The organism is Rhizobium sp. BK529 (assembly GCF_014194105.1).
Lineage (GTDB): Bacteria > Pseudomonadota > Alphaproteobacteria > Rhizobiales > Rhizobiaceae > Rhizobium.
In genome coordinates, this window is the sequence record NZ_JACIAU010000005.1 from 77,872 (window position 1) to 100,254 (window position 22,383).

Sequence of the window (22,383 nt, forward strand, 5' to 3'; positions counted from 1 at the left end):
AATAATCCTTAAGTTCAGCGGGGCAAAGCTTATTCGCGTGGGCATTGGCGAGCGGTTCGGGCAGTAACAGGGCACCGCAGGAGGGCGGACCAGCCAGATATTTCGAGCCGGTGACGGCGACAATGAAGCCGTCGGCGATATCTTCTCGCAGACGTGCGGGAGATGACCGCAACTGGCAGGCATCGATAAGCCCGAAAACCCGTCCCCTCCCAAGATCCAACGCGTGCCGGGCAGCCGACCGCTACCACGGCTCCATCGTCAACTTCGTGCCCTTCACAAGGACGGTCGACGGGACTCACAAAGGCGGCTGAGTGATTTCGGGCCGGCGGCGAGCTCATATAAGAGCTGCGGTGCCAACCGGGTGCTCTGCTGTCGCTCCACAAAACTGGCGCCGGCTCCGTGCGCCCAGACCCTCGTACTTGGAAGGAAAATACTTGTCATGTCCTTCCGTGGTGTCGTGGTGTCGTTACGGCCGCCTCGATGGCGCCCACAAGTCTGAAGAGAGATTGCTACGCATTCAGAGAATTCCAGCGTCGCTCGGGAGCTCGGTGACCCTCTAGTGTTAGCTTAACCGGTTCGGCCTTTTGTCGGAGAGACAAGTTTCGAATTGGATTCCGCTCCCTTGCCGATCGCATATTCGAACGAGGTGCCCTCGCTTGGATTGCCCCCCATCCTTGCCGGTCCCATAGTCCACAAAGGCCTGAACGGATGGGTGCTTTGTCCATCTCGTCGTCGTAGTCCACCGGGCGGTCTGTTGGGGGAGCGCTCCTTATTCGGCCTTGAGCCAAGAGGCGAAATCCTCGGATAGTCAGTGGATCATAACGCTTGGCGGCTCCGTGGAATACGCTCCTCCTATGAAGGATCGGAGCACCTTTCCTTCAGCGGCATGGGCAGCCTTCGTTCCGCCGTCTCTTGTCGGTGGCTCCGCTTGTCACCTACTGCGCCTGTTTCTTAGAAGCTGCGACTTGCGAATAGAACCACAACACGTTGCCAACCCCTGTCGCTCTTGCAAAAGGATCCATGTCGTAGTCAATACGCGCCAGTGAAGGGCCCTTCTCACTTCGAAGCGCTTCCGTCAGGGCCGCGCTCAAGTCTTCGACGGACCCCGCTTGAACGAAGCGCACCGGATAATTTTTTAGATATTCTGAGGGGCCGTCCGTCGCGGTGGTAATGATCGGAAGCCCTTCGCTCATCGCTTCCAGAATAGCCAGACCCGCACTTTCTTCGCGCGAGGGTGACACGAAGAGGTCGAGGTTCTGCAGAAAACCTGCGACGTCCTCACAAAAGCCGAGATGGATGCGCCTGCTCGCCTTCGACAGTCTCTCCAGAGCGGCCCGCTGGGGTCCGTCGCCGGCGATCACCAAGGCGGCGTCGTCGGCCACAACGCGTAGGAAGGCCGAAATGAGAACATCGTTTCCCTTGCTTGGGTGCAGACGGCCAACCGCTCCGACAAGTTTTATCTCGGGCGGCAAACCGAGCCTGGCGCGCAAATCAATGCTCTTGACGTCCTTCACTTCGGGCAGCCAATTTGGAACGTGACTGACGTAGCCGGCATAGGCGCCGATGCGCGACAATTCGGCCTTATTCACGCAAATAACACCATCCAGATGCCCGTGCTGCTTCGGCTTGAAGCCGACATGAAGTGTTGCCACTTTGGTCACGCCGTCGCGAACCCCGCTAAGCGCCTTGCAGGCGGGGCTCAGATGTCGCAAAACCGTGAAAGACAACTTCCTTCGAGAGCCGAGCGGACATCGCCGCGTGACGGACTGAGACGAGGTGAACTTCGTTGCCAAGTTCGGCCTGCGCATTGGCAAGATCGACGCAGTATATCTGTGATCCGGCAATGTTTGATGCAAACAAAACATGGAGAATGCGAAGCTCATTTTGTGGTGGAAAGGGGATATTTTGAATAGATCCCGATCGAAATCTTCGAAAAGGGTTAGATTCCCCTATTGTTGCATTCCGGTAAATCAAAAGCAACTCTCCAGATTGATCACGGAGACGAGGCGACGCATGGTATCAACGCAGTTTTCTGGGTCTGCCCGGTACTTACCTTTTACCAACTGACGATGAAGCAGGCCTGAGGTGAAAATGACGCGAAAATGAAAATGCAGCAGCCGCCGCTGCGGTCGCCCAGGATCTTGTCTAAAATGACGAGACTATCGTCGGTTCCGACCAAGCTCGATCGGGACCGAAGGGCCGGTGATGTCGCCGTTCATGGACAGTCGCAGCTCGACCCGCAGGCCGCTGCCCCAGGAGGGTGTGGAAAGCTTCACGGAAGCGGCAAGCCGCTCCGCCGTGTCGGCAACGATTGCAAGGCCTAGGCCCGCACCTTCGGCATTCAGCGTTTCGAGGCGATAGAAGCGGTTGAACACGGCCTCCCGCTCTTTGGGCGGTATGCCCGGTCCGCTATCGCTGATCGATATCAGCCAGACCTCGCCTTCCAAGGAGAGGACGACCTCGATCATGCCGCCGACCGGTGAATATTTGATCGCATTATCCAAGAGGTTGCTGATCATCATCTGCAACAGCGATTCATCCGTCCTGATCGACGCCGATTCCGGCCCCTCCAGCGAGACATCGAGATTGCGGCTATTGATGATGTTGCCAAAGTCCGCCAGCGTCGATGCGATCATGTGATAGAGCGGAACCGGCATCGGATTGAGCGGATAGTGACTGACCCTAGCAAGGCGCAGCAATTGCTCGATGAGATGCGTGGCCCTGTTATTGCTGGTCACCAGATCCGAAATGATTGCCTTCTGTTCCTGCTGGTCATCGGTGCTTGCGAGCATCTGCAGCAGCAGCTTGACGCTCGCCTGCGGCGTGCGAAGCTGGTGGGCCGCCAGATCGGAAAAGCGCCGTTCAAGGGTCAGAGATCGACTGAGCTTAGCGAGGAGCTGGTTGATCGATCGGCCGAGAGGCAGAAGGTCCCTCGGGAGATCCTCCACAGCAACGGCTGAAAGATCGTCCGGCGAACGGGTGCGGATCTGGTGCACGAGCCCGTGGATGGTCCGCAGGCCATTGCGGATTCCGAGCCAGATCAGAAATCCGATCACGGGCACCAGCACGAGCAGTGGAAAGAACAGATTTAGAAGGATGTTGGAGACCAGCGTCTGACGCAGGGAGATCTTTTCGCCGACTTCCATGACAATTCCCGAAGCCGGGATCGGTAGCGAATAGACCCTCCAGCTCTCGCCGCGGTAGGAAAGGTCGGTGAAGCCCGCCTTTTGGTACTGCACGTCGGAGAGAAAGGCCGTGCTGGAGTAGAACATGATCTTACCGTTCACCCAGGCTCGGAACATATGCGCATCGGCATAATCGTCTGCGTCTTCGTTGAAGGCGAGCTGATTGTCCATGCTAAAGTCGATGTCGTCGACCTGTTGCGGCGCGTGCTCCAGCGGGTGCCGCAGCCGGTTATGCAACAGTCCCCATAAGATGTTGGCGTCATTGATGAGTTGCGCGTCGTAGATGTTGTTGATCTCGCGCGTGGCACTGTTAAAGGCGAAGGCGCCGATGACCAGGATGGTCACCACGACGACGGGGGCCACACGAAGGAAGAGGTTGCGCGTAAGGGTTGATCGGCTCATCGTTCAATCATATAGCCTATGCCGCGGATCGATTTGATGAATTCGGTGCCTAGCTTCTTGCGCAGATTGTAGATCGTTACCTCGATGGCGTTGCTTTCGACGCTGCTATAGGCATCGTAAAGCGCGTATTCGATATCGTTCTTCGTCACGTAGCGACCGCTGCGCTCCATTAGGAGCTTGAGCAGATGGAATTCCTTTGCCGTCGTGTGCACTTGCATATTGCCTTTGCGCGCCACCATTGCCGACGGATCCACTTCGACATCACCGCACCGGAGCAGGCTTTCCGTCCGGCCGTCGCGTCGTCGGATAAGCGCACGCAGGCGGGCCAGTAATTCGTCGAGATCGAAGGGTTTTACCAGATAGTCGTCTGCTCCCTCGTCGAGACCCTCGACTTTGCGCCGGACGTTGTCGAGCGCCGTCAAAAGCAGGATGGGGACGGTGTTGCCCTTGCGTCTTATACCCTTCAGAACCTCGATGCCGCTAAGAAGTGGCAGGTTTATGTCGAGGACAAGGGCTGCAAAATCCGAATGCTCCATTGCCTCCAGGCCGGATTGGCCGTCACGCATCCAGTCGACGCCATAGGCATGCTTTTCCAGTGCCTTCTTCAGGGATGAGCCGAGAATGCTGTCGTCTTCGACAAGTAGAATGCGCAAGGTCGTTTCATTCCTGCGGTAGCGGACGCTTTCGATGAGAAGCGCGATTTGAAGCTTTGTTGTGGCAGACGGCGATAGAATGGCAAAATTCAGAACCGTCTGGCTAATCGACAGATTGGGTGACCTGTGCCCTTTTTAGGTCTCTTCGATGCGACGGATATATAACAGTATGCGCGGCAGGCTGGTGTGTGTGCTGGGTACCACGAACTGCGGCTGATGATGTCGTGCGCCAGGTCGTGCAGGACGACCTCTGGTTGCCGGTTGGAGCGGAGTCATGCTGAACTCGGCCGACAGGTGGATCGTCGGTATGGAGATAAAAGCGGTCGCAACCGCCTCATGTTCCGATATTTCGGGCAGCGAATTTTTCGAATATTTGAGGATGCAATGCGTGATGAGACGCAACCGGGATGTGCTGCCCTGTACCGACAGGTTCTCGAGGGCCCCTCAGGATCGTCTCTGAAGTAGATGCCCTTAGCCAAACTCTTGGCCGCTCTCGGGTAGATTGTAATCCGGGGCCGCCGTCTTGAAATCGGCGATCAAATCGCGAACATAGGCGCGGGTCTGTTCACCGGCCGACCCAACGCTCAGCGAGCCAACCCGCAGTGTGGCCGAGATGTGGAACCTGGAGCCGCCGGCCACATCGGTCGAAATCTCTAGCGGGACATTGATCGACGGGAAGGGGCGTTCGCAGAAGGGGCAGCATCCTAGTCTAGCAAGAGCCCGCTTAGCCGAGCGATACTGATGCCCGTGCGGTGCAAAACCGCCAATTAGACTTTCGACGAGACCTTGTAGGGAAACAAAAGCTAACCTTGCAGTAAGGCATTTCTCACAATGAGGCTTGCGACAAGGCCGAGGCCGTCCTCTCGCATGGCGAGGGCCAGCCGCGCTCCTTGCCTTTCGGCTGCGGCTTTCGCGATCGCTAGCCCCAAGCCGCTCCCCTCGCTATCCTGAGGCCTTGCCCTGAAGAACCGTTCAAAGACGCGTGGCATCTCTTCCTCCGCGATGCCGGGACCGGTGTCGCGGATTTCGATTCGTATCTCTTGTCCAGCGACGGCCACCGCGACGTCGACGGTTCCGCTCGGTGGCGTGTACCGCACTGCGTTCTCAACCAGATTGTCAAGGATGATCTCGAAATCAGCCAGCGCACCGACCGTGATAGCCGCGTCTCGGCGCGTGATGCCTAGGTCAATGCCCCGGCTCTCGGCGAGCGGGGTGAGGCGCGCAACAGTGTCAAGCGCAAGCTGGACGAGGTCGATCGGCTGCGGCGCGGGCGCGGTCTCGTGAGCGTCGTAGCGCGCGAGACGCAGGAGCTTGCTCACGAGGCTAGTCGCCCTGCCTATTCCGGCTTCGAGCTCGGTCAAACGCTCGGAAAATCGGCCATCCCGATCGTCGTGTCGAAGGTTGTCGATTTGAATTTGCAGCGCCGAGAGCGGGGTGCGCAATTCATGGGCCGCATCCGAGATGAACCGCCGCTGTTTCTCCAGCAATGCGCGCAGCCGGGAGAGCAACAAATTGATCGAACTTACGAAGGGAATGACTTCGGCGGGCACGTCGTCGGTCGGAACAGGGCTGTCAACCGTCGTGTCTCGGGAGGCGACCGCGACGGCCAGGCGATTCAGTCGAGCCATGATCCGGTCGATGATCCAGCTCAGTGTCAGCAATGACAATGGAATGAGAACGATGATGGGAAGTGCCGCCTGGAGCGCTGCACTGGCCGCCAGTTCCTGGCGGACGCTCATGTCCTGGGAAACCTGAACGGTTCGATCCGGCGCGGCCAGCGTGTAGACGCGCCAATTGTCACTGCCGGTCGAAACGTCGGCAAACCCGGTCGCTGTTTGGCGGGGAATACCCACGGCGGGATGTGATTGTCGTAACGTCCTTCCGGCCGCGTCCCAGACCTGGATGACGAAGTCGTCTTCGGGATCGTGCGGCGCAACTTTATCTGGTCCTGTTTCTGGCGATGAATGCGCATCCCCGACATAAAGTGCGATCTGCCGAAGCTGATTGTCAAGGAAGTCGGATGCCTCGTTCTGAACCAGCACATATGACGTTGTCGCCGCGCAGACGCCGATGGTCGCCATCAAGCCGGCGAGCCATAAGAAAGCCGTGCGTCGGATCGATATGGTGTTTGTCACTTCGGGACCATCCAGCCGGCCCCTCGGACGTTGCGTATGATGTCCTTGTCGAACTTGCGTCGCACGTAATGGATGAGGACGTCGATAGCGTTGCTTTCCACCTCCTCACCCCAGCCATAGAGCCTTTCCTCAAGCTGGGTGCGCGAGAGAATGGTTCCGGGACGCTCCAAGAGTGCCTGAAGCAGCGCGAATTCGCGCGCCGGCAGCACTTCGCCGCACCCACGATATTTTACTTCATGGCTAGATAGGTCGAGCTCGATTTCGCTCGTGTAGAGGATGGAAACCGCCTGACCTCCGTGCCGGCGCAGGACCGCACGCATGCGTGCGAGCAGTTCTTTGACCTCGAACGGCTTCACAAGATAGTCGTCGGCCCCGAGGTCGAGCCCCGTCACGCGATCGTCGAGTTCGTCACGCGCGGTGATCACCAGGATTGGCCTCTTGTCGCCGGCTGCCCGCAGCGAGCTAAGAATTTCAAGGCCGGAACGGCCAGGCAAGCCGAGGTCGAGCAACACAAGACCATGCCCGCCAACCGCGGCGGCTTCGTCCCCGAGGTGCCCGTCCCGCACCCAGTCTACCGACATGCCGGCATCGTCGAGGGCTTGTACGAGGGCCCGGCCAAGCATGACATCATCTTCGATCACGAGAATACGCATGCTTCAAACTAGCCTAAACGCGTCCCCCTGGACAGATTTGGTGTGGGCCAACTGCACTGTGGCTGATCTTCTAAGCCCCTCCTAATTCTGCCGGCGTCACATGCCTGCCCAAGTCCGAAGAGGAGCGCTATATCATGACTGTCCGCTATCGAATATCCGCCGCATTAGCCTTGCTGCTCATAGTGTCATCCGGCGCGGCCCCTCCCGCTATGGCGCAGGAGAAACTCGTTGCGCCTGAGACGAACCCGCCGGGTGACATTCCGGATAATCAGGTCTTCGTCACCTACACCTCTCCTGAGGGGTTTGATCTGAAGGTGCCGGAAGGATGGTCACGTACTGAGATCGACCATGGCGTTCGGTTCTTCGATAAATACGATGAAATCGATGCTACCCTTGGCGCCGCGAGCGCTCCTCCAACGGCGTCCTCAGCCAAAGCCCACGAAATCCCTGACCTCAAAACGGCCGGACACGCCGTCAAAGTTACCGCAGTCAAGGATGTAAATCTCGCAGCCGGGCCGGCCGTCCGCATCAGTTATGTGTCGAACTCCGCGCCAAATCCGGTGACGAACAAGCAGATCAGGCTCGAGCACGAGCGCTTCATTCTGTTCAAGGATGGCAGGACGGTCACACTCGATCTTGCTGCACCGGCAGGTGCAGACAATGTCGACCAGTGGCAGTTGATCTCCAACTCATTGCAGTGGAGATGACCACATGCGTGTACTGGAGGCGACCGAGCTTTATCGCTTCTATCATGCAGGCGACGACGAAGTCGTGGCTTTGCGCGGGGTTGCCCTCACGCTCGATGCCGGGGAGTTTACCGCTTTGAGGGGCCCGTCGGGCAGCGGGAAATCGACGCTGCTTGCCTGTCTTGCCGGGCTCGACGAGCCGGACGGGGGGATGGTGTCTGTCCTCGGCGAGCGCATGACCCGGCGCCCCGAGCCGGAGCGGGCTCGGCTTAGGGCGCGCCATTTTGGCATGCTCATGCAATCCGGCAATCTGTTCGAGCATCTGACGGTGCGAGCCAACATCCGTCTTCAGATGGAGATTTCCGGCCGCGGCCGATCGGGCGAAATTGACGATCTTGTCGGCAGCCTGGGCCTCGATGGCCTCGCCGAAATATTACCTGCCCACCTTTCAGGCGGGGAGGCAGCACGTGCTGGCCTAGCCGTCGCGCTCGCAGCAAAACCACAGATCCTGCTCTGCGATGAGCCCACTGCCGAAGTCGACGCGGCAACGGAACAGCTTGTCATCGATCGCCTCATCGAAATTTGTCGCAGCGGCACTGCCGTCCTGGTCGTTACGCACAGCGGCGCGCTCGCCGCACAAGCCGATCGCATGATCGACATCCGGAATGGAGGCATCGTGCATGACTAGAACCCTAGTTGTGGCCGCCGATCTTTGGCGCAGCTTCCAGCGCGAACGTGACGTCGTGGCAGCCGTTCAGGGATGCGCGTTCAAGATTAAAGCCGGGGAAACTATTGCAATCGTGGGACCGTCGGGCTGCGGCAAGACGACCCTTTTAAACCTGATCGCAGGACTGGACGTCCCGAGTTCAGGACGAGTGGAATGGCCTGGGCTTGGTTCGCCCGACACATTGCGCCCCGAGCGGATCGGCGTCGTCTTCCAATCTGCGAACCTGATGCCCGCACTCACCGCCGTCGAGAATGTCGAGCTACCGATCCTTCTCGGTAACGGCTCCGAAGCCGAGGCGCGCGCCCTGGCAGCACTTGCCACTTTCGGCGTCGAAGCGCTCGCAGGAAAGTTGCCGGAGCAGCTCTCCGGCGGCCAGGCTGAGCGGATAGCCGTAGCCCGTGCCATTGTCACCAATCCGGAATTGATCGTCGCTGACGAGCCGACAGGCCAACTCGACCAGGCTGGGGCTGCGTTGCTGGTCGACCGGCTCCTTGCGTGGGGACAGCAGACTGGAAGCGCCATCATCATCGCTACGCATGATGAGCGCGTAGCGGCGAAAATGAACCATATCTGGCGCATGCGTCATGGCAAATTTGAAAGCATGGACGAGAGGCTCACATGTATAGGCACTGGTTGATCGGACTTGTGCGAACCCGTTCCGGCCGCCTCGTCGGGACCATCGGCGGTGTAGCGCTCACGGTCGCCTTTATCGCGTGCCTCGGTGCCTTTTTGCAATCTAGCGCGGCTCAGATGACGGCGCGGTCGGTCGCCCAGGTTCCCGTCGACTGGCAGGTTCAGTCGCTGCCGGGGGCAGATCATACTGCAATCGAGGCTGCGATCCGTTCCGCCGCGCGGGTTGCCGGCTTGCAGTTGATCAACTATGCCGACGTACCAGGCTTTGAGGCGAACACGGGAGGCACCGTGCAGACCTCGGGTGGCGGCACGGTGCTTGGCATCGGACCGGGCTATTTCGACCAATTCCCGGCACAGGTTCGAGGGCTCGCAGGATCGGTCGAGGGCGTCCTGATAGCGCAGCAGGCTGCCGCCAACCTGCATGTCGCGGTGGGGAACCAGGTCATCATCCACCGCCACCAAGCGCCTGATCTCAGCGTGACGATCGCCGGCATCGTCGATTTGCCGAACGCCGATGCGATGTTTCAGGCGATCGGCGTCCCGGCTGGCGCTGCACCGCAAGCGCCACCGGACAACGTTCTGCTGTTGCCGATATCTCAGTGGCAGCAGGTGTTCGAGCAGCAAGGTGCCAGACGGCCCGATACCATTCGGACCGAGTTCCACGTCAAGCTCGATCATGATGATCTTCCGTCAGACCCGGTCGCTGCGAGCACCTGGGCAGCTGAGCGCGGCCACAATTTCGAGGCTCGCGTCGCTGGAACCGCGCTGCTTGCAAACAACCTGGCGGCCCGATTGGGAGCGGTGCGCGAGGATGCCCTCTATGCGCGGCTGGTTTTCCTGTTCCTTGGCGCCCCCGGCGCCATCCTTGCCATCCTGCTGACCCTTGCCGTAGCCGGAGCAGGACGGGACAAACGTCGCCGCGACCAGGCGTTGCTGCGCTTGCGGGGGGCAACGGTCGATACGGTTCTTCGCTTGGCTGCCGCTGAAGCGGCAGTTGCGGGCGTCGGCGGTGCGATCCTCGGTATTCTCCTTGCTGCTGCTGCTGCACATTTCATTCTCGGGGTGGTGCTCTTGCGCAGCGCAGCTGTTCCTTTGCTCAGCGCTGTGGCGGTGGCCGGGATCGCGCTTTCGCTCGCAGCGATCCTGATCCCCGCCTGGCGCGATGCACGCGGCTCGACCGTTGCGGTCGCGCGGCGGCCAATCGGCAATGACCGGACACCGCCTAGGGCCCGCTTCCATCTCGACCTCGTGCTGCTGGCGCTCGCTGCAGCGCTCTACTGGCGTTCGGCAGCGAGCGGATACCAGGTCGTTCTTGCGCCGGAAGGCGTGGCAGCGTCGGCGGTCGACTACACCGCCTTCCTCACCCCCTTGTTGCTCTGGACTGGCATGGGGCTATCGGCGATGCGACTGGTCGGGGCCGGGTTGCAACAAGGCCGGTCGGTGATCGCCAGAGGCTTGCGACCCGTCGCCGGTCGTCTCGCGGATGTGGTGGCCGCAACATGGGGACGGCAAAGTCCGCGACTGACTGCGGGCATCGGCCTGGCTGCGCTTGCCTTTGCCTTCGCCGCATCGACGGCGATTTTCAACGCGACCTATCAGGCTCAGGCACGGGTCGATGCTGAACTCACCAACGGGGCCGACATCACCGTCACAGGCACATCCGCAGTGCCCGCATCCCAGGCGCTCGAGCGTCTTTCCAAGTTGCCGGGCATAGTGGCTTCCCAGCCGATGCAACATCGATACGCCTACGTCGGAACCGACCTTCAGGATCTATACGGCATCGATCCGGTGCGCATCGGGACAGCCACGGCGATGTCCGATGCCTATTTCGCCAATGGCGACGCCAAGGCGACACTCACCGACCTTGCACAAACGCCCGACGGCGTGCTCGTATCGCAGGAAACGGTCAACGACTACCAACTCAGTCGCGGCGACAGCATCAATCTTCGCCTGCAAAACGCGACCGATCACCAATACCATATCGTGCCCTTCCACATAGTGGGCGTGGTCCGCGAATTCCCGACTGCACCCAAGGATTCGTTTCTGGTGGCCAACGCCGCTTACATTGCGCAGCAGACAGGTTCTGCGGAAAGCGAGGTCGTTCTCATCCGGTCGAACGGCGATCCGGCCCGCATCGCGCGGGCCGCCCAAAGCGCGGCTGCGGGGCTTCCTGGGCTCAAGGTCAGTCAGATCGGTGATGCAGTCGCCTTGATCGGGTCGAGCCTCACCGCAGTCGATCTCGCCGGTTTGACGCGGCTTGAGCTGATCTTCGCGCTGGTCGTGCTGGCTGCCTCGGGCGGACTGGTACTTGGCCTCGGCTTTGCCGACCGCGAACGCTCCTTCGCAGTCCTCGTCGCGCTCGGGGCCAGACCACGACAACTCGGCGCGTTCGTTTGGAGCGAAGCCGCACTGGTCGTCGGCAGCGGCATGGTCCTCGGTCTCCTGGCGGGCGCCCTGATTGCCTATGTGCTCGTCAAGCTGCTGACGGGCGTGTTCGATCCGCCGCCCGATGTCCTTTCCGTGCCCTGGCTCTATCTCGCTGCCCTCATTGTCACGGCGGCCGGCGCCGCTTTGCTGGCCGCGACAGGCGAAGCGATGCGTAGCCGGACACATGTCACCGAGAAACTCAGAGGTGAATGAGAACGGGCGTGACTTGGCAAGACCATGCTGCGGTTGTGAAAGTTTGCAGAGACGGGGCTGAAGCCATGAAAGGAGAACGACAATGAAAACGCAAATGCTTATGGCCGCGATGCTGGTGCTGGCGCCGATCAGTACCGCATTCGCTGCCCAGACGTCCGGCACGATCACCGCGATCAGCAAGAATGCCGATACGATCACGCTGTCGGACGGAAAGACCTACGTCCTGCCCGAAGGGATCGAAGACACCAAACTCAGCGTCGGCGAAAAGGTCCAGCTAACCTATGCGGACAAGGGCGGTAAGGCGGTTGTCTCCCATCTGGTTCCGCAGAAATGAAGATTGCGGCGGCCGGTGCCATTACCGGCCGCCGCACCCGGTGATTACTATCGGGTGCTACGCCGATATCCGCTCTAATTCTCAGCTAATTAAACCCGCGTAGTCAAAGCAGGCCAGCCGAAAGCTGCCGGCACAGGAGCGAACGTATGGCGCTGCCACCGCGGGCCATTCAACCGGCGAGGGGTGACACTGAAGTGACGCCTTCCTTGCACTGCCAAATTCGGGAAATCCGCTGATGAGACAGATCTTTCTTGTCATCGCGCTCATTGCCGCTCCGGTGGCGGCCTTCACGAGTTTTGAACTCTACGCCAACAACGCTCCCGCCAAAACGGGGAATCTCGGCGATCTATCATCGTTCAAGGCCATCATCGCCGACGTCCAGAGCCTCGCTTCCAAGGGGGATCTGTCGGCCGCCGCAAAGCGCATCACAGACTATGAGACGGCCTGGGACCAGGCCGAGACCGCGATCCGTCCGCTGAACCCGAACGACTGGAACAATATTGACGCCGCCTCCGACGCGGCCCTGAAGGCGCTGCGTCAATCCGCTCCGTCGGCGGACAAAGTCAATAAGACGCTTGCCGCTCTCATGGCGGTTCTCAACAATCCGGCGCAGCCTGCTCAATAGGCGGTCGGCGAACCGAGTCATCCCGCATGCCCGAATTGCCCGCGAGACGTTCAAAGCTCGTTAAAGGAGACCCGTTATGTCTGCACCGATTGCCAAAGCTGCCGTTTATAATCGCGTTCCTCGCGTCACGACCGATTTCTGGCTCATCAAGCTGATGGCCGTTACCATGGGTGAAACCGCGGCCGACTATCTTAACGTGCAAATGGGTTTGGGGCTGACGGCGACATCGCTGATTATGTCTGCTATTCTGACCGTCGCATTGGTATGGCAGTTTGCGCAGAAGAAATATGTTCCCGCCGCCTACTGGTTTTCCGTGGTGCTGATCAGCATCGTTGGTACGTTGATTACCGACAATCTGGTCGACAACTTCCGTGTGCCGCTGCTGGATACGACCATTGCTTTCTCGATCGCCCTGGCGGTAACTTTCCTGCGGTGGTTCCAGACGGAGCGGACTCTTTCGATCCACTCCATATTCACCGGGCGGCGCGAGGCTTTCTATTGGCTCGCCATTCTGTTCACCTTCGCGCTCGGCACGGCCGCCGGCGATCTGGTAGCCGAAAAATTCGCGCTGGGATACCTGGCTACCGGCGTCCTGTTCGGCATGATCATCATCTCGCTTGCCATCGGCTACTTCTTCTTGGGTCTCGATCCGATACTTGCCTTCTGGCTGGTCTACATTCTGACAAGGCCTCTGGGTGCTTCGTTTGGCGACCTGATGTCTCAGCCCGCACAATATGGCGGCCTCGGTTTCGGCACGATCATAACGAGTGCAATCTTCCTCGCCGCGATCGTCACGATCGTCGCCTTCATGAGCGTGCGGCATGAAGGCGAGGAGTTGGCTGAGATCGACGAGGATGGCAAATTGACAAAGGCCAGCCGAGGCGAGAGGTTTATGGTTGCCGAAGAAGAGCTCTAAAAATGGGCCGCCATTTACATTGTCACCTATGAATACACCAGTGTCGGTTTAGGGCGTTGATATGGATTTCCGATGGACGCTTACGGCGCGGGACTAGGCGTCGTTCTTCGGGACCTGCATATGGGGTTCACGCAAGGGCTGCTGGCGAAGTTGGTTGCCGACACGTCGCCTGCGGAACTGCGCGGCACACCTTCGGCATGTTCAACCTGATCACCGAGATTGCACTGCTGCTCGCCAGCGTCATTGCGGGTGCGATTCCCCGCGGATCCGCAACGGACATTCCTCGCCGGCGCAGGATTCGCAGCGCTGACTATCGCCGGTTTCGGGGCCGTCCGCTCCTGGCTCACAATGAATGCCGGTGCCTGACTGGAAGGCACAACAGAAAAAGATCGAACCAATCTCAGAGCAGGATGTCGAGATGCAATTGTACGACTTGGATGCCTCCCTCACACGTGCCGTCAACAGCCTTGCCGGAACCAACGCCGCCGTCGATTTTCTGATGATATGGGTCTCGGCAATCGGCGTTCCGCTTCTGGTTCTGGCAGTCGCCGGGCAGTGGTGGCGACAAGGCGACAGGGATCACACGCGCCACGCACTCGTCGCCGCAGGGCTTTCCTTTCTATTCGGTCTCGCCATCAATCAGGTGATCCTGTTGCTAGTCCATCGCATACGACCCTATGACGCAGGTATCAGCCATCTCCTGATTGCCCCAAGCGCCGATCCCTCCTTCCCCTCCGATCATGCGACCGCAACATTCGCGATCGCGGCTGCATTTCTGATGCACGGAATGCGCCGTCTCGGGCACTGGTTCCTCGCCGCCGCCCTCCTGGTGACCGTCTCCCGAGTCTACATCGGTACGCATTATGTGAGCGACGTGCTCGGAGGAGCATTGACCGGCATCGTTGCCGCGATTGTCATCCGCGCCCTTTACTGGGAGGGGACGCGACTGGACCGGCTCATTACGAGGATCTTGTAAAGGCCTGGAATGGTGGCGTCGTTCTTTTCTGCCGTTACCGAATTCATTGCAGCGCATCCGCATTTCGCCTATGCGGCCGTGCTCCTGCTGGCCCTGTCGGAATCCATCCCGGTGATCGGAGCGGTCGTGCCGGGCACCGCCGTCATTCTGGCTATCAGCGCTCTCGTTCCAACGGGTGTAGTGACCCTCTGGCCGCTGCTCGCCGCCGCGGTCGTCGGTGCTATCCTCGGCGACGGCCTCTCGTTCTGGATCGGTCATCGCTATAATCAAAGAATCCTCGAAAGCTGGCCGATCAACCGCCATCCCGATCTTGTTACTCGAAGCGAAGCCTTCTTTGCACGTCATGGCGACAAGAGCGTCTTCATCGCCCGCTTCGTCCCGGGCGTGCGCGCCTTCATTCCGTTGATCGCAGGTGCTCTTCGAATGCGAGTATCGCGCTTCTACGTGGCCAACATCCTTTCCGCACTTGTCTGGGCGCCGTCTCACATTCTTCCTGCAGTCCTGGTCGGAAGCGCGTTCAAGCACTTCGGCGCGGCGGCCGCGCCGCTTGCCATCCTGCTGATCATCCTCATTGTGACGATCCGGGCGGCAATCCACGCGGTTCGTCTGTCACTACGGCATGCGATTCCGCTCGCTTTGGCGGCAACGCAGAGGCTGCGAACCTGGGCGGCCGCTCGCGATTCCCGCTCCAGTCGGATCGTCCTTGATCTTCTTGATCCCGCACGGCCGGACGTGCGCTTTCTTGCCGTTCTGGCCGTCGTGCTGATCGGCTCTGCCTGGCTCTTCTTCGGCATCTTGGAAGACGTCGTTAGCGGCGATCCTTTGGTCAGGGCCGACACAGCAATCTACAACGCTCTCCAGGACCTGCGGACTGGACCCGGCGACGCCGTGATGATCGCGGTCACCGAACTGGGCGACACCGTCGTCGTCGTAGCTGTAGCGACCGCCGTTTTGCTCTGGCTCGCCTGGAGACGCAGTTGGCGGACCGCCGCATTCTGGTTGCTTGCAATCGCTGGGGCTTCGGCGATCAATACAGTGATCAAGATTGCGCTCCATCGCACGCGTCCCGCCGGGTTGTCTTATACTGGCTCCAGCGCCTTCTCCTTTCCGAGCGGCCACAGCACCGCCAACACCATCCTTTGCGGGTTCCTCGCCTTCCTGATTGCACTCGGGCTGCGCCCAGCCTGGCGTCTGCCCATCGCGTTCACGGCCACGTTTATTGTGCTTCTGATCGCGTTTTCGCGCCTCTATCTGGGAGCCCACTGGTTCTCGGATGTGACCGGAGGATTGGCTTTCGGGACCGCCTGGATCGCCGTGCTTGCGTTCACATACCTGCGCAAGCCAACTCAGCCTTATGGCGTGATTGGTCTTGCGATTGTCAGCATCACGGCGCTTGCGCTGGTGGGTAGCCTGAACGTCTACAGGCACCATTCCTCTGACACCGGTCGTTACGCCTTCAAACCGGCCGAACAGACGATGACGGCGACCGACTGGTGGACGAAGGGTTGGGAAAGGCTTCCGTCTCATCGCATCGATATGTTTGGCGAGATTGAGGAACCCCTGACGGTTCAGTGGGCTGGCAGCCTGTCAGTAATCCAGCAGCACTTGCAAAATATAGGTTGGCGCACGCCCGCTCCGTGGACCGCGACAAACGCGCTCGGCTGGCTTACGGCCAAGGCCGCTCCCGTCGAATTGCCGGTGGTCCCGCGTCTGGCTAGTGGCAGGCTCCCGACCCTTACTCTTGTGTTGGCAAACGACAAAATGCCGGAGGCGTCACGCTTCGTTCTGCGGCTGTGGGCAAGTGGCCTCGAATTGTCAGATAGGAACTCATCCGATGTCTGGATCGGCTCAGTGGTCGATGAGCATTTCGATCGACCAGTTTCTCTCATCACCGTCTCCCAAACACGATCGAACGTGAATGCGTCACGCGGCCTGCTTCTCGGCACTTCTCAGTCGGACCGGCTCGTTGCGAGATCTGGGTCTGCGGAGAATGCCGACTGGGATGGTCGTATTTTGCTACTGTCCGATCCCGGTTGACGACAACGAGCGCATGTCTAAGGTCTCTATATGGGCTTTGAACAGCTTTGCAGGGTCCAAAGTTGGACGGCGGCCATTCATCGCGGTTGATGGCCGTCCCCTTTTGGGCGCGAGGGCTGCCACAAGTAGCTCAACCAATGAGCTGTGGCTGTCCGCAGCCGGGATCAAACTTTGCCGCACACCATCGTCCACATCCTCCTCATTCATCAACCAGTCACTGAGGTGACGTGTCAACCGTTCGACGCAGCGCGTCCGCGCAGCGGTGGAGAGATTGGTAAGGACAGATTCTGGAAAGCTACCGGCGAGCCGAGGAATGCTCTGGAGACGTCGAACGAGCGCCCGACCCGGCGGCGAGCTCGAAAGTGCTTCCGACCGAAAGATATCGTCGATGCAGCCGTCGAACCATTTTGCTCCTGGACTGATCGCGACGATGGATGCGCGGCGCAGATCGTACCAACAACGGACACAATAATGTTGCGGCACGAGCTTGCCCTGGTCGAATACCGCAATTCGACTGCGGCAGAAGGGACATCGGTCCCGCAATCTACAGCCATGCCTGGAGCATGCAACCCGGCTTGCCAGCCGCCATCGCCGCCGAAAGTAGGGATGTGGGTCCTCGGCAAGGCACCTCGAGCAGAATTGCAGCCAGGTCGAGCGATCGCGCCGACCGCTACTGCGAAGTGGCAACAAGATGCGTTTCGGTAGCGCGTGCGACAACGTCATGCCCGAGAGGTGATCGAGAGAAACGCCGGTATTCGTACACAGCTGGCTTGCGGTGTTGCCCGGAAGCCTCAGATCAAGCGAAGCGGACCACATACCTGGCGCCAGGCCGAGCACACGGGCAAACGCTCGAGGCGCAACACCATTGGCAAAGGCAAGCCGATGTAGCCAGCTCGACAGCAGCTCGTCGAACTGTGGCGCAACGATAACGGGCCATCGATGAGAGGCCACGTCACGATATCGTTCGCCGATGCTGATTGCCGGCCCGAGGATCTACGTTCGGCGCCGGATCTGATCGCAGCGACGGCTGCTTTGGTGACGATGCCAACGATCTCACCGATCAAGCCTTCCGAGAGGCTGTATATCCGGCGCGCCATTGGCTGGTTTGATAGGTCCGAGGTTCGGACAAGCGGCAAAGCGGCCTCGAGGCTGTCGAGCAGCATCAGATAGTTCTCGTCATATTGCCACCGAGGAATTGGCACTAGGTCGAAGCGACTAGCCGCTGCCGAATCTGCGGGGCTTCGACCAATTCGAGCAATCGACATCAATGCGAGCGGCGTGATCGATGTCGCAATGTACGACCTACTTCTCCGGGCCGAGGTCGTGGTTGCTGACATCTCAACAGGAAATGTTAATGCTGTCTACGAACTGGGAGTGAGGCACGCGTTACGGCCGAATACTACCGTCATCATGAAGGAAAAGGACGGGAAACTCCATTTCGACCTGAATCATATCAATACGTTTATGTATGAGCACCTCGGGCCAGATATCGGCCATAAAGAAGCCAAACGTGCCAGTGCCGAACTCGGCGACCTCATAAAGAAGGCGCTGGCATCGACCGTTCCAGATAGTCCGGTCTACACATATCTACCGAAGTTGCAGCGGCCTCGGCTATCGGATGAGCAATACGCCGAGGTGTTGAACGAGGCAGAGGAAGCCCATCAGGTTTTGAGTGCGGTCCTGCAGCAGGGTAGGGACGCTTTCGATGCCAGCGATATGATCGGAGCGGCCGTGGCGTTTGAGAAGGCGTCCGAATTGAAGCCCGAGGAACCATCCTTTAGGCAGCAATTTGCATTGGCGACCTATAAATCCCAAAAGCCATCCGCAGAGGTCGCCCTGCTGCGAGCGTTAAAAATTATGGAAGTGCTCAAGCCCGATGATTCCAATGATCCGGAAACCCTCGGGATCACGGGAGCCATCCATAAAAACCTTTGGCTCCTGCAGGGGGAACGTGTGCATCTTGATTTCGCTCTCAGGTATTATAGTCGCGGTTTCGAAATCAGGCGCGACTACTACAATGGCGAGAATCTGGCCAGCTGCTTCGATATGCGTTCCATCGAGCAAGAAGATCCGGCGGAGCGACTATTCGACAAAATGAGCGCAAGCAAGACGCGGGTAGCCCTGGTTGGCATATTGCAGTCTATAGTGTCGGAGCCTTCCTTCTCTGAGCGCTCCGACCAGGCTTGGGTCTATGCACCTTGGCGAATACGATGTATGGACTCGGCCGCACTGCGGAGGGTGCATTATACGAAGATGAATTCAGGAAGCTAAACCCACCCGAATGGCATGAACTGATGGGGTGGATGCCCCCTTCGGCGGGCGTCGTATGATGCCTGCTCAGCGCCGGGGTGGCGCTCACGAAGGAGAGGCAGATGACAGCAGTGCATATCCTTGCGATCGACCTTGCAAAGCGAAGCTTCCAGGTCTGTGCAACAGATCGCGGCGGGGCGGTTCTATTTAACCGGGTCCTGTCGCGGGCTCGATTGCAACAATTTCTGAGCGAGCAATCGCCGTGCATCGTGGCGATGGAAGCCTGTGCCACCAGTCACTTCTGGGGCCGGTTCGCTCAAAGCCGCGGCCATGACGTGCGGCTGATCCCGCCTATCTACGTGAAGCCGTTCGTGAAACGCCAGAAGAATGACGCGGCCGATGCAGCCGCGATTGCGGAGGCCGTGCTTCGCCCGAACATGCATTATGTCGAGGTAAAGAGTGCCGAGCATCAAGCCCGCGCCGTTGCATTCCGCACACATCAGTGCTTTGTCCGTCAGCGCACGCAGCTCATCAACGCACTGCGCGGACATCTCGCAGAGTTTGGGATAATCGTTGCGCAAGGACCAGCCAATCTCGGAGCGGTCGCAGGCATTCTGGCAGATAAGGCTGTTGATCTCCCTGCGGAAGTGAGAGAAGTCGGCCATCTTTATCTGGAGCAGATCAAGCTGCTCACCGAGAAGATCGACGGCCTGACCCTGAGGCTTCGAGAGGCCACCAAAGCGAATGAAGATATGCGCCGGCTTTGCACCGTTCCGGGCGTCGGACCTGTGACGGCGGGAGCAATCCTCGCGTTTGCTCCCGATCTTCGCGCCTTTAGAAGCGGCCGGAACTTTGCCGCCTGGCTCGGCCTTGTGCCTCGACAGCACTCCACCGGTGGAAAGACCCGTCTGGGCAGCGTCAGCAAGATGGGACAGACTGACATTCGCAAGCTGCTCATCGTCGGAGCGATGAGTCTGATCCGCTGGATCGTGCGCAAGGGCGTCTTACCCGACAATTGGCTGGGGAGCATCCTGGGACGAAAGCCTCGAATGGTGGCGGCCGTCGCGCTCGCCAATAAGATGGCCCGCATCATATGGGCCATGATGACGAGGGAACAGAACTACAGAATGGCGTGATCCGCTGCCTTCATGTGAAGGCAACGCGGAAAGCGCCTGGGGCGAAGAGCTCCGGTGAGAAGATCGACTGACGAAACGATGCGGAAAGGACTTCAATGTTCAGAATGGGGTAAACCAGTCCCGGCGCTCGAGCAGAAAAGCTCTCTGAACCGATGTGGCCCTTGTTCTTCGAACTGCATCCCGGCCCGTGGCTACTCAGGCCACATCGAGAGGCCTGACACACGACCGATAGAATTCCTATTCCGAGGACAATCGTCAGAAAATTCTTCTTGCCAAAACGGGGGCATCCACACACGCCCCGCCGCGATCTGTTGCACAGACCTGGAAGCTTCGCTTTGCAAGGTCGATCGCAAGGATATGCACTGCTGTCATCTGCCTCTCCTTCGTGAGCGCCACCCCGGCGCTGAGCAGGCATCATACGACGCCCGCCGAAGGGGGCATCCACCCCATCAGTTCAGCATGTGGAGACTTTTGAGAAAACCAAGGTGACCCTTAGTGCCTTAGTGGGTAACAAGGATCGCGAACAGGAGATGGCGTGAGGAGGCACAAGAGCTGACTTTGTAGTGATCGAACGTGTGGTTTATCTTAGGGCTTGGAGACGTAACGATCCAATTTTTCTGGAAAGCACTATCGCGGACACGACCTATGGCGTTTCAACAATACCTCAGGCCAAATGAGTCCGATTGCGACTGCATAAACGGCCGCAGCCAGGTGCCGACCACATCGGCTGAGTTGCCTCGTTAGCGCAGCCAATGAGATTCCTTTGGCAGTCTGACCCGGCACATCAGCGGGTTGAGTAAGACAGGAGAGGTCCCGATCGGCTATCGCCAGCTGTATTCGATCGGGTCCCAGTTGCTGTCGCCGCTAACGGACGCATTAAGGCCAGCAATGACTGGTCCAAAGAAACGCGCGAGCTGGCGTTGAAGCTCCGGAAAGGCGGGAGGCGCAAGCATTGGCGGGTTGCGCTCGAGGAAACCGCGCCACAGACCTTTCTCGTCGGCGATTGTCGCGTAAGCCTGTTCGAGACATTGCGGCGTCGCCGTCGGGACGTCGGTGCCTCGGCGCGTCAATGTACCCGCTATCGCATCTATCACAGTTGAGAGCTGAAATCGAAAAATCTGGGTTGTGAGCCAGATGTCATAGAAATCCTTGATCCGGCCGTTTGTCAGTCCGAAACGGATCATTGCTTCGAACTTCTCTGCGACGACGGTTTCGGGCGGATACATCAGGATCTTGGCCGCCGGCAGATCCGAAAGAATGTTTGGGAAAGATGCGAGCTTGGGGGCCGGATAGACATGATCTCCGAAGCCGATGTCGACCTGCACGCGAATGATCGCTCTGGCGAGCTTGCCATTCAGCATGACCCGCGCGCCCTGATACTTGTCCGCCTCCCGGACCGGATCGACCTTGATGCTCGCAAGGTCGAAGTGCAGACCGTCGTCGGCTTCGACCGCACAGATTTGCTGGAAGGTTTCAACTATCGCGGAGGGGTCAGGATCGCCGTGACCCAAGAGATCGAGATCGCCGGTCGGTCGAAAGACATGCTCTGGCCAGGTTACGAAGAGCATCGCTCCTTTGAGAACGTAGCGGTCGCGCACATCCGACTGACTTAGCCGAAAAAGCAAACGTTCGATAGCGAAGCGTGTTAAAGTACGCTGATATTCCTCACCAAACTGCTTCGAGTGCATTAGCAGTCTTGCGCGGATCGACGCCGATTTGTCCTTGATTATTTTAGTCATTCCTGTAGCGCCCGGATAAGAGGCTCCATGCGCGCCGAGCATCGGTTGATCGCTGCGTATTTCATAAGTTCGCCTGGTGTGGTCTTGCGAAATCGCAGCGCATCGCGAAGTGCTTCAATCGCGACATCCTCGCCAACAAGGCGCCGATATTTGAAGCAGTCCGCTACGGTTTTTGCGACGCCATATATAGGCACCTCGACACCTTCGACCGATATCCTCTCAATGCCGGTCGTAAGCGCATCACCGCTTGCCCGAACGATTTTTAGCGGAAACGATGGTGATCTCGGCGCTCTTGCCTTATGGGGGATCATCATCCAGACCGCGTGCGGTAGCTGAGTGGTCAGTTCGTGTTGGCGAAGTGCGCTGATCAGGCAGACTGTGCCGTTCGCCATCAGCCGGGTAGCTTCTGCCAGATCGTGTGCGACATGCTCACCGACACGGTCCGGATCCTGATACAGTCCACGTCCCAGTCGCACGAGATCGCCGGAATCGGTCAGGCGTTTCAGATAGACAAGTGGAATGCCAGCGGACTTGAAATCACGGGCCCGCACTATGCCGCGAGATCTGGCCAGTTCGAGTGCGCTATCCCGATAATTCATATGACCATCGCCTTACTTGTTACCTTATGTAGGCAGATACATACGTCTTGCCGTAAA

19 protein-coding genes and 2 pseudogenes are annotated in these 22,383 nt (G+C 59.1%); 12 read left to right on the forward strand and 9 right to left on the reverse strand.

Annotation, left to right across the window (positions count from 1 at the left end):
• Positions 1-935: 935 nt before the first annotated feature.
• The 5 genes from FHX08_RS25660 to FHX08_RS25680 all read right to left on the reverse strand — a co-directional run bounded on the left by FHX08_RS25660 (position 936) and on the right by FHX08_RS25680 (position 7,028).
• On the reverse strand, positions 936-1,793 hold the full coding sequence (locus FHX08_RS25660) for a glycosyltransferase family 4 protein (RefSeq protein WP_184327814.1): 858 nt from the start codon (positions 1,791-1,793) through the stop codon (positions 936-938).
• A 366-nt stretch (positions 1,794-2,159) separates the two neighbouring features.
• The gene (locus tag FHX08_RS25665) at positions 2,160-3,587 is read right to left on the reverse strand and encodes an ATP-binding protein (RefSeq protein WP_184327815.1); all 1,428 of its coding nucleotides are present in this window, start codon (positions 3,585-3,587) and stop codon (positions 2,160-2,162) included.
• Positions 3,584-4,240: a response regulator transcription factor gene (locus tag FHX08_RS25670; protein ID WP_184327816.1), complete on the reverse strand. Its 657-nt coding sequence runs from the start codon at positions 4,238-4,240 to the stop codon at positions 3,584-3,586. The genes FHX08_RS25665 and FHX08_RS25670 overlap by 4 nt, the downstream gene beginning before the upstream one ends.
• Positions 4,241-5,043: 803 nt before the next feature.
• Positions 5,044-6,375, reverse strand: coding sequence for an ATP-binding protein (locus FHX08_RS25675; protein WP_184327817.1), 1,332 nt, complete (start codon positions 6,373-6,375; stop codon positions 5,044-5,046).
• Entirely contained in the window at positions 6,372-7,028 is a 657-nt protein-coding gene (locus tag FHX08_RS25680; protein ID WP_184327818.1) for a response regulator transcription factor, read from the reverse strand. The genes FHX08_RS25675 and FHX08_RS25680 overlap by 4 nt, the downstream gene beginning before the upstream one ends.
• Positions 7,029-7,162: 134 nt before the next feature.
• On the opposite strand from FHX08_RS25680, the gene FHX08_RS25685 reads away from it, so the two are divergent.
• From FHX08_RS25685 to FHX08_RS25725, 10 genes and pseudogenes are all read left to right on the forward strand, one after another.
• A complete protein-coding gene (locus FHX08_RS25685; protein ID WP_184327819.1) occupies positions 7,163-7,735 on the forward strand; it encodes a hypothetical protein in 573 nt (190 codons plus the stop codon).
• A gap of 4 nt (positions 7,736-7,739) precedes the next feature.
• Entirely contained in the window at positions 7,740-8,402 is a 663-nt protein-coding gene (locus FHX08_RS25690; RefSeq protein WP_184327820.1) for an ABC transporter ATP-binding protein, read from the forward strand.
• Positions 8,395-9,078: an ABC transporter ATP-binding protein gene (locus tag FHX08_RS25695; protein WP_184327821.1), complete on the forward strand. Its 684-nt coding sequence runs from the start codon at positions 8,395-8,397 to the stop codon at positions 9,076-9,078. Before FHX08_RS25690 ends, FHX08_RS25695 begins: the two co-directional genes overlap by 8 nt.
• Positions 9,060-11,714 (forward strand): FtsX-like permease family protein, encoded by a 2,655-nt coding sequence (locus tag FHX08_RS25700; RefSeq protein ID WP_184327822.1) that lies wholly within the window; start codon positions 9,060-9,062, stop codon positions 11,712-11,714. The genes FHX08_RS25695 and FHX08_RS25700 overlap by 19 nt, the downstream gene beginning before the upstream one ends.
• Before the next feature lie 82 nt (positions 11,715-11,796).
• Entirely contained in the window at positions 11,797-12,048 is a 252-nt protein-coding gene (locus tag FHX08_RS25705; protein WP_184327823.1) for a DUF1344 domain-containing protein, read from the forward strand.
• Between the two features lie 235 nt (positions 12,049-12,283).
• Positions 12,284-12,673, forward strand: a complete 390-nt coding sequence (locus FHX08_RS25710; protein WP_184327824.1) for a hypothetical protein — start codon at positions 12,284-12,286, stop codon at positions 12,671-12,673.
• A gap of 76 nt (positions 12,674-12,749) precedes the next feature.
• Positions 12,750-13,589, forward strand: coding sequence for a hypothetical protein (locus FHX08_RS25715; RefSeq protein WP_184327825.1), 840 nt, complete (start codon positions 12,750-12,752; stop codon positions 13,587-13,589).
• A gap of 84 nt (positions 13,590-13,673) precedes the next feature.
• Positions 13,674-13,955, forward strand: a pseudogene (locus FHX08_RS31665) (MFS transporter); the annotation flags it as partial.
• A gap of 58 nt (positions 13,956-14,013) precedes the next feature.
• On the forward strand, positions 14,014-14,565 hold the full coding sequence (locus FHX08_RS25720; RefSeq protein WP_312862203.1) for a phosphatase PAP2 family protein: 552 nt from the start codon (positions 14,014-14,016) through the stop codon (positions 14,563-14,565).
• Positions 14,566-14,574: 9 nt separating this feature from the next.
• The gene (locus FHX08_RS25725; RefSeq protein ID WP_184327827.1) at positions 14,575-16,602 is read left to right on the forward strand and encodes a bifunctional DedA family/phosphatase PAP2 family protein; all 2,028 of its coding nucleotides are present in this window, start codon (positions 14,575-14,577) and stop codon (positions 16,600-16,602) included.
• On the opposite strand, the gene FHX08_RS25730 is transcribed toward FHX08_RS25725, so the two are convergent.
• Together FHX08_RS25730 and FHX08_RS25735 are read right to left on the reverse strand one after the other, a co-directional pair.
• Positions 16,582-17,553, reverse strand: a complete 972-nt coding sequence (locus FHX08_RS25730; RefSeq protein ID WP_312862189.1) for a TniQ family protein — start codon at positions 17,551-17,553, stop codon at positions 16,582-16,584. The genes FHX08_RS25725 and FHX08_RS25730 overlap by 21 nt on opposite strands.
• A gap of 44 nt (positions 17,554-17,597) precedes the next feature.
• Positions 17,598-17,831: pseudogene (locus tag FHX08_RS25735) on the reverse strand (NTP-binding protein); the annotation flags it as partial.
• Positions 17,832-17,880: 49 nt separating this feature from the next.
• Between FHX08_RS25735 and FHX08_RS31670 the strand changes: the two are divergent.
• Positions 17,881-18,873 (forward strand): TRAFs-binding domain-containing protein, encoded by a 993-nt coding sequence (locus FHX08_RS31670; protein WP_184327828.1) that lies wholly within the window; start codon positions 17,881-17,883, stop codon positions 18,871-18,873.
• A 101-nt stretch (positions 18,874-18,974) separates the two neighbouring features.
• Positions 18,975-19,988 (forward strand): IS110 family transposase, encoded by a 1,014-nt coding sequence (locus tag FHX08_RS25745; protein ID WP_184327829.1) that lies wholly within the window; start codon positions 18,975-18,977, stop codon positions 19,986-19,988.
• Positions 19,989-20,809: 821 nt separating this feature from the next.
• Here the strand turns inward: FHX08_RS25745 and FHX08_RS25750 are convergent.
• Both FHX08_RS25750 and FHX08_RS25755 read right to left on the reverse strand, forming a co-directional pair.
• Entirely contained in the window at positions 20,810-21,727 is a 918-nt protein-coding gene (locus FHX08_RS25750; protein WP_184327830.1) for a nucleotidyl transferase AbiEii/AbiGii toxin family protein, read from the reverse strand.
• Positions 21,724-22,326, reverse strand: coding sequence for a type IV toxin-antitoxin system AbiEi family antitoxin domain-containing protein (locus tag FHX08_RS25755; RefSeq protein WP_184327831.1), 603 nt, complete (start codon positions 22,324-22,326; stop codon positions 21,724-21,726). The genes FHX08_RS25750 and FHX08_RS25755 overlap by 4 nt, the downstream gene beginning before the upstream one ends.
• Between the last annotated feature and the right edge of the window lie 57 nt (positions 22,327-22,383).

What these genes read in the sequence shown, in the direction of transcription:
- FHX08_RS25710 (WP_184327824.1), top strand. Translation starts at nt 12,284, where the DNA reads ATGAGACAGATCTTTCTTGTCATCGCGCTCATTGCCGCTCCGGTGGCG.
- FHX08_RS25700 (WP_184327822.1), top strand. Translation starts at nt 9,060, where the DNA reads ATGTATAGGCACTGGTTGATCGGACTTGTGCGAACCCGTTCCGGCCGC.
- FHX08_RS25680 (WP_184327818.1), bottom strand. Translation starts at nt 7,028, where the DNA reads ATGCGTATTCTCGTGATCGAAGATGATGTCATGCTTGGCCGGGCCCTC.
- FHX08_RS25705 (WP_184327823.1), top strand. Translation starts at nt 11,797, where the DNA reads ATGAAAACGCAAATGCTTATGGCCGCGATGCTGGTGCTGGCGCCGATC.
- FHX08_RS25750 (WP_184327830.1), bottom strand. Translation starts at nt 21,727, where the DNA reads ATGACTAAAATAATCAAGGACAAATCGGCGTCGATCCGCGCAAGACTG.
- FHX08_RS25665 (WP_184327815.1), bottom strand. Translation starts at nt 3,587, where the DNA reads ATGAGCCGATCAACCCTTACGCGCAACCTCTTCCTTCGTGTGGCCCCC.
- FHX08_RS25725 (WP_184327827.1), top strand. Translation starts at nt 14,575, where the DNA reads ATGGTGGCGTCGTTCTTTTCTGCCGTTACCGAATTCATTGCAGCGCAT.
- FHX08_RS25695 (WP_184327821.1), top strand. Translation starts at nt 8,395, where the DNA reads ATGACTAGAACCCTAGTTGTGGCCGCCGATCTTTGGCGCAGCTTCCAG.
- FHX08_RS25745 (WP_184327829.1), top strand. Translation starts at nt 18,975, where the DNA reads ATGACAGCAGTGCATATCCTTGCGATCGACCTTGCAAAGCGAAGCTTC.
- FHX08_RS25685 (WP_184327819.1), top strand. Translation starts at nt 7,163, where the DNA reads ATGACTGTCCGCTATCGAATATCCGCCGCATTAGCCTTGCTGCTCATA.
- FHX08_RS25755 (WP_184327831.1), bottom strand. Translation starts at nt 22,326, where the DNA reads ATGAATTATCGGGATAGCGCACTCGAACTGGCCAGATCTCGCGGCATA.
- FHX08_RS25690 (WP_184327820.1), top strand. Translation starts at nt 7,740, where the DNA reads ATGCGTGTACTGGAGGCGACCGAGCTTTATCGCTTCTATCATGCAGGC.
- FHX08_RS25715 (WP_184327825.1), top strand. Translation starts at nt 12,750, where the DNA reads ATGTCTGCACCGATTGCCAAAGCTGCCGTTTATAATCGCGTTCCTCGC.